Genomic DNA, 3,742 nt, shown 5'->3' on the forward strand with positions numbered 1-3,742 from the left:
CGGCGGCGCGGCTCGAGGCGCTGAGTCGCGCCGCCGTGCGTGCCGACCCAGGGGTGCGCGACGAGGCGCTCGCGACTCCCGAAGTGCTGTTCGTGTGCGTGCAGAACGCCGGTCGCTCCCAGATGGCCGCCGCGATGCTGCGTCAGCTCGCCGGCGGCCGCGTGTCGGTGCGCACCGCCGGGTCGGCCCCCACAAGCGACGTGCGGCACACGATCGTGGTCGCGCTGGACGAGATCGGCGTGCCACTGGGAGGGGAGTTCCCCAAGCCGCTCACCGATGAGGCGGTGCGGGCGGCCGACGTCGTGGTGACCATGGGCTGCGGAGACGCGTGTCCGGTCTACCCGGGCCGCCGCTACCTCGACTGGGATCTCGACGACCCGGTCGGCCGGCCGCTCGAGGACGTGCGACGGATCCGTGACGACATCGAGCAGCGGGTGCGCGGCCTTCTGACGGAGCTGGCGGGAGAGCCGGCACTGCCGCTGGCAAAAACATAGATGACCGTCTATGCTTTCTCTCGATAGAGAAAGCGGGTCTCCCATGAACGAAAAGCCCACCGTCCTGTTCGTCTGCGTCCACAACGCCGGCCGCTCGCAGATGGCCGCCGGTTACCTGCAGGCGCTTGCGGGCGACCGCATCGACGTGCTGTCGGCCGGATCCGAACCGAAGGACGAGATCAACCCGATCGCAGTCCAGGCGATGGCGGAGGAGGGCATCGACATCTCGGGCAACACGCCCAAGGTGCTCACCGTCGACGCGGTGCGCGAGTCGGATGCCGTCATCACGATGGGCTGCGGCGACGCGTGCCCGATCTTCCCCGGCAAGCGCTACGAGGACTGGGAGCTCGACGACCCGGCCGGCCAGGGGATCGAGTCGGTGCGGCCCATCCGCGACGAGATCCGCGCCCGCGTGGAGGCGCTCATCGGCGAGCTGATCCCCGAGCAGGGCGCGGCATGAGCGGCGCGACGGGGCAGGCCCCCCTGCTGTCGCCGGATTCCGTGCTGCACCGCGCCTCAGAGCGACTGGCTCACCAGTTCACCGGGATGGTGAGCGAAGAGACCGTCGAGCGGGTCGTCTTCGAGTCATACACGGCGCTGGCGCGAACCGCGGCGATCCGTACACACGTCCCGAGCCTCGCCGAGAAGTTCGCGCGCGACCGGCTGACGGCGCTCGCGCAATCGCGCGGACTGCTCGCGAAGCCGGTGCCCGAGATCCTCTACGTGTGCGTGCAGAACTCCGGGCGCTCGCAGATGGCGGCCGCGATCACGCGTCAGCTCGCGGGCGACCGGGCCCATGTGCGCTCGGCGGGGTCGCAGCCCGGCGAGCGCATCCTGCCCGAGGTCGCGCTGGTGCTCACCGAGATCGGACTGGACGTCGAGGACGAGTTCCCGAAGCCGCTCACCGACGATGTCGTCCGCGCTGCGGACGCCGTCGTCACGATGGGCTGCGGCGACGCGTGCCCGCTCTACCCGGGCAAGCGGTACCTCGACTGGCAGCTGGACGACCCGTCCGATCTCGACGTCGACGGCGTCCGTCGCGTGCGCGACGACATCCGCGATCGGGTGGAGCATCTCCTCTCGGAGCTCCTGCCGGCCAGGTGACGGCACCGCGCCCGGCGTGCCCTCGGGGCGTCAGCGGCACGTGGCGGCGAGGTCGATCATCTCCTGCGACGGGTGGCCGTAGGCCTGCACGCCGTTGCCCTGGGCCGTGTGACCCATGCTGATCGCCCACGCCGTCGCCCACTCCTCGTTGGCGTCGCGGTCTTGCGAGTCGAATCTGTCGTGGCACTTGGACGTGATCGCGTGGCCGACCTCGTGCGTCACGAGGGCGCGAGAATCCGCGTTGGGCCACCATTCGGCGACGGAGTGCGAGAGCGTGATCGTGGACGATCCGCCGCGTGCCGAGTTCCACGCGGCCGTGCCCCCGATGCCTCGCGATCCGCCGGTGCCGGCGACGACCGGCGCCCAATCGAAGTCCAGCACGACGCCGCCGGCGATGGACCGCGCGTACGCCTCGATTTCGAGCCGCGTCGCGAGGAGCGGGCCGGCCTTCTCGGCCAGTTCGGACTGCGCCGACGAGGCGAGGATCTCCGCGTTGGTCGCGTAAAGCGAGAACGCGACGGCCGCGTCAGACCCGACGCCGTCCTGCTGCGCCACACGATCGGCCGCGTCGCGGAAATCCAGCACGGCGGCGGCGCGCGCCGACACATTGGCCGCTTCGAGTGCGTCGGCGGCGGCGATCGTCGATGCGTACAGGGCGACCGCCGTCTCGGTCAGCCGGTCGTGCCGGTCGTCGAGGGTGCGCTCCACGTCGCTGGAGTCCTCGGCCGATGAGGTCGCCGCTTCCCGGCGCTCGTCGAGGGCGGATGCCTCGGCGAACAACTCCCACATCCACATCGGCTTGCGGACGTCGCCGTCGTCGACCTCGTCTTCGAGTACCGCGCGCGCCTCGTCCGCCCCTCCCGAGAGCGTCGCCAGCGCCTCGCCGAGCGCCGATCGCGCGTCGGGGTGGACGAGCTCTTCGCTCGCCGCGGCGACGATCCGCTCGCCCGAGAGGACCGACCGCTCCGCGGCCGAGACGGCTGCCGTCAGCGCGCGATGCGCATCCGCCTCCTCTTCGGCGGCGAACTCCAGTCGCGCTTGCGCGGCATCGAAGGTCTCATCGGCCGACGCGTGCACGAAGGCTGCGAGGGCCGCGAGCACGATCACCGCGAGAGCCCCCGCGCACCACGCGAGGACCACTCCCATGCGGCGCTTCGCCCGCGGCGCGAGCACCGGTACGGCCGCATCAGGTCCGGGCGCCCATGGCACCGGGGCGGCGTCCACGCCCGCCGGCGAGGCCTGCGCTTCGGGGTGCTCCACCCCTGCACTCTAGATGCTCGGTGGCGCGTCGCGACGCCCTGCGCGCCGCGCTCCCGACGTCCACGTCCACCGGCGATCGACGGCCGTTCCGGCGGAAACGTCGGCCGGCCTTTCTCGGACCGGCCCCTCGACGATCGTGGTGGTGGTGCCCCCGACAGGAATCGAACCTGCGACCTTTGGTACCGGAAACCAACGCTCTATCCCCTGAGCTACGGAGGCGTGCCGATCGAGATTACCACCCCTGCCTGCGGCTCCCGTTCACCTCACGGTCCGACGAGCTCCCCGTCGTGGGGTGCGTCGGCGACGATGTCCGCGGGCTCGCTCATCGCGCGGATCGCCTCGGCGACCCGCGCGGCGAGGTACGCGTGGCCGTCGGTCGACGGGTGGTCGCGGCCGACCGGGCCGGTGTCGATGACGTCGAGGTAGTTGGCCTCGGTGATCCACTCCTCGGCGATGGGCGAGACGTACCACCAGCCGCGCTGCGCGGCCAGCGCCCGCAGGTCGTCGTCGATGCGGCGCGTGGCCGCCTCGACCGGCAGCACCTGCGGGGCCGGTCCGAGGATGACGATGTCGGCGTCGGGATAGCGGGCCGCGAGGGCGTCCCAGGCGGCGGTCACGGCATCCCGGTATCCGTCAGGATGCAGTCGCCGATCGTTGATCGAGCCCTCGACGACGACCAGGTCGGGGTAGAGGGCCGGGTCGAGCGCGGCGATGCGCTCGCCGTAGGCCGGGCCGTCGATGCCGGGCTTGAGATAGCCGCTGCCGCGGACCCCGTCGACCACGGTCTCGATGCCGAGTTCGTCGGCGAGGCGGTACGCAAAACCGAGCGACGGGGTCGTCGCGGCCGAGCCGTACACCCACGAGTCGCCGAACACGAGGGCGCG

General features: G+C 71.7%; 5 protein-coding genes and 1 tRNA gene. 3 read left to right on the plus strand and 3 right to left on the minus strand.

Annotation, left to right across the window (positions count from 1 at the left end; all coding sequences use genetic code 11):
* From EIO58_RS14280 to EIO58_RS14290, 3 genes are all read left to right on the plus strand, one after another.
* Nucleotides 1-494, plus strand: a 494-nt coding sequence (locus tag EIO58_RS14280; RefSeq protein WP_240658875.1) for an arsenate reductase ArsC, incomplete at its 5' end; no start/stop codon positions are given.
* A 43-nt stretch (nt 495-537) separates the two neighbouring features.
* Nucleotides 538-954 (plus strand): arsenate reductase ArsC, encoded by a 417-nt coding sequence (locus tag EIO58_RS14285; RefSeq protein WP_127820090.1) that lies wholly within the window; start codon nt 538-540, stop codon nt 952-954.
* Nucleotides 951-1,598, plus strand: coding sequence for an arsenate reductase/protein-tyrosine-phosphatase family protein (locus EIO58_RS14290; protein ID WP_127820091.1), 648 nt, complete (start codon nt 951-953; stop codon nt 1,596-1,598). The genes EIO58_RS14285 and EIO58_RS14290 overlap by 4 nt, the downstream gene beginning before the upstream one ends.
* A gap of 30 nt (nt 1,599-1,628) precedes the next feature.
* On the opposite strand, the gene EIO58_RS14295 is transcribed toward EIO58_RS14290, so the two are convergent.
* The 3 genes from EIO58_RS14295 to EIO58_RS14305 all read right to left on the minus strand — a co-directional run.
* Nucleotides 1,629-2,858 (minus strand): hypothetical protein, encoded by a 1,230-nt coding sequence (locus tag EIO58_RS14295; RefSeq protein WP_127820092.1) that lies wholly within the window; start codon nt 2,856-2,858, stop codon nt 1,629-1,631.
* 143 nt (nt 2,859-3,001) lie between these two features.
* A tRNA-Arg gene (locus tag EIO58_RS14300) sits at nt 3,002-3,077 on the minus strand.
* Between the two features lie 44 nt (nt 3,078-3,121).
* Nucleotides 3,122-3,742 (minus strand): SGNH/GDSL hydrolase family protein (locus EIO58_RS14305; protein ID WP_240658877.1); only part of this gene is annotated, 621 nt, incomplete at its 5' end.

Origin of the sequence: Microbacterium sp. CPCC 204701 (genome assembly GCF_004010105.1) — a bacterium.
Classification (GTDB): domain Bacteria; phylum Actinomycetota; class Actinomycetes; order Actinomycetales; family Microbacteriaceae; genus Microbacterium.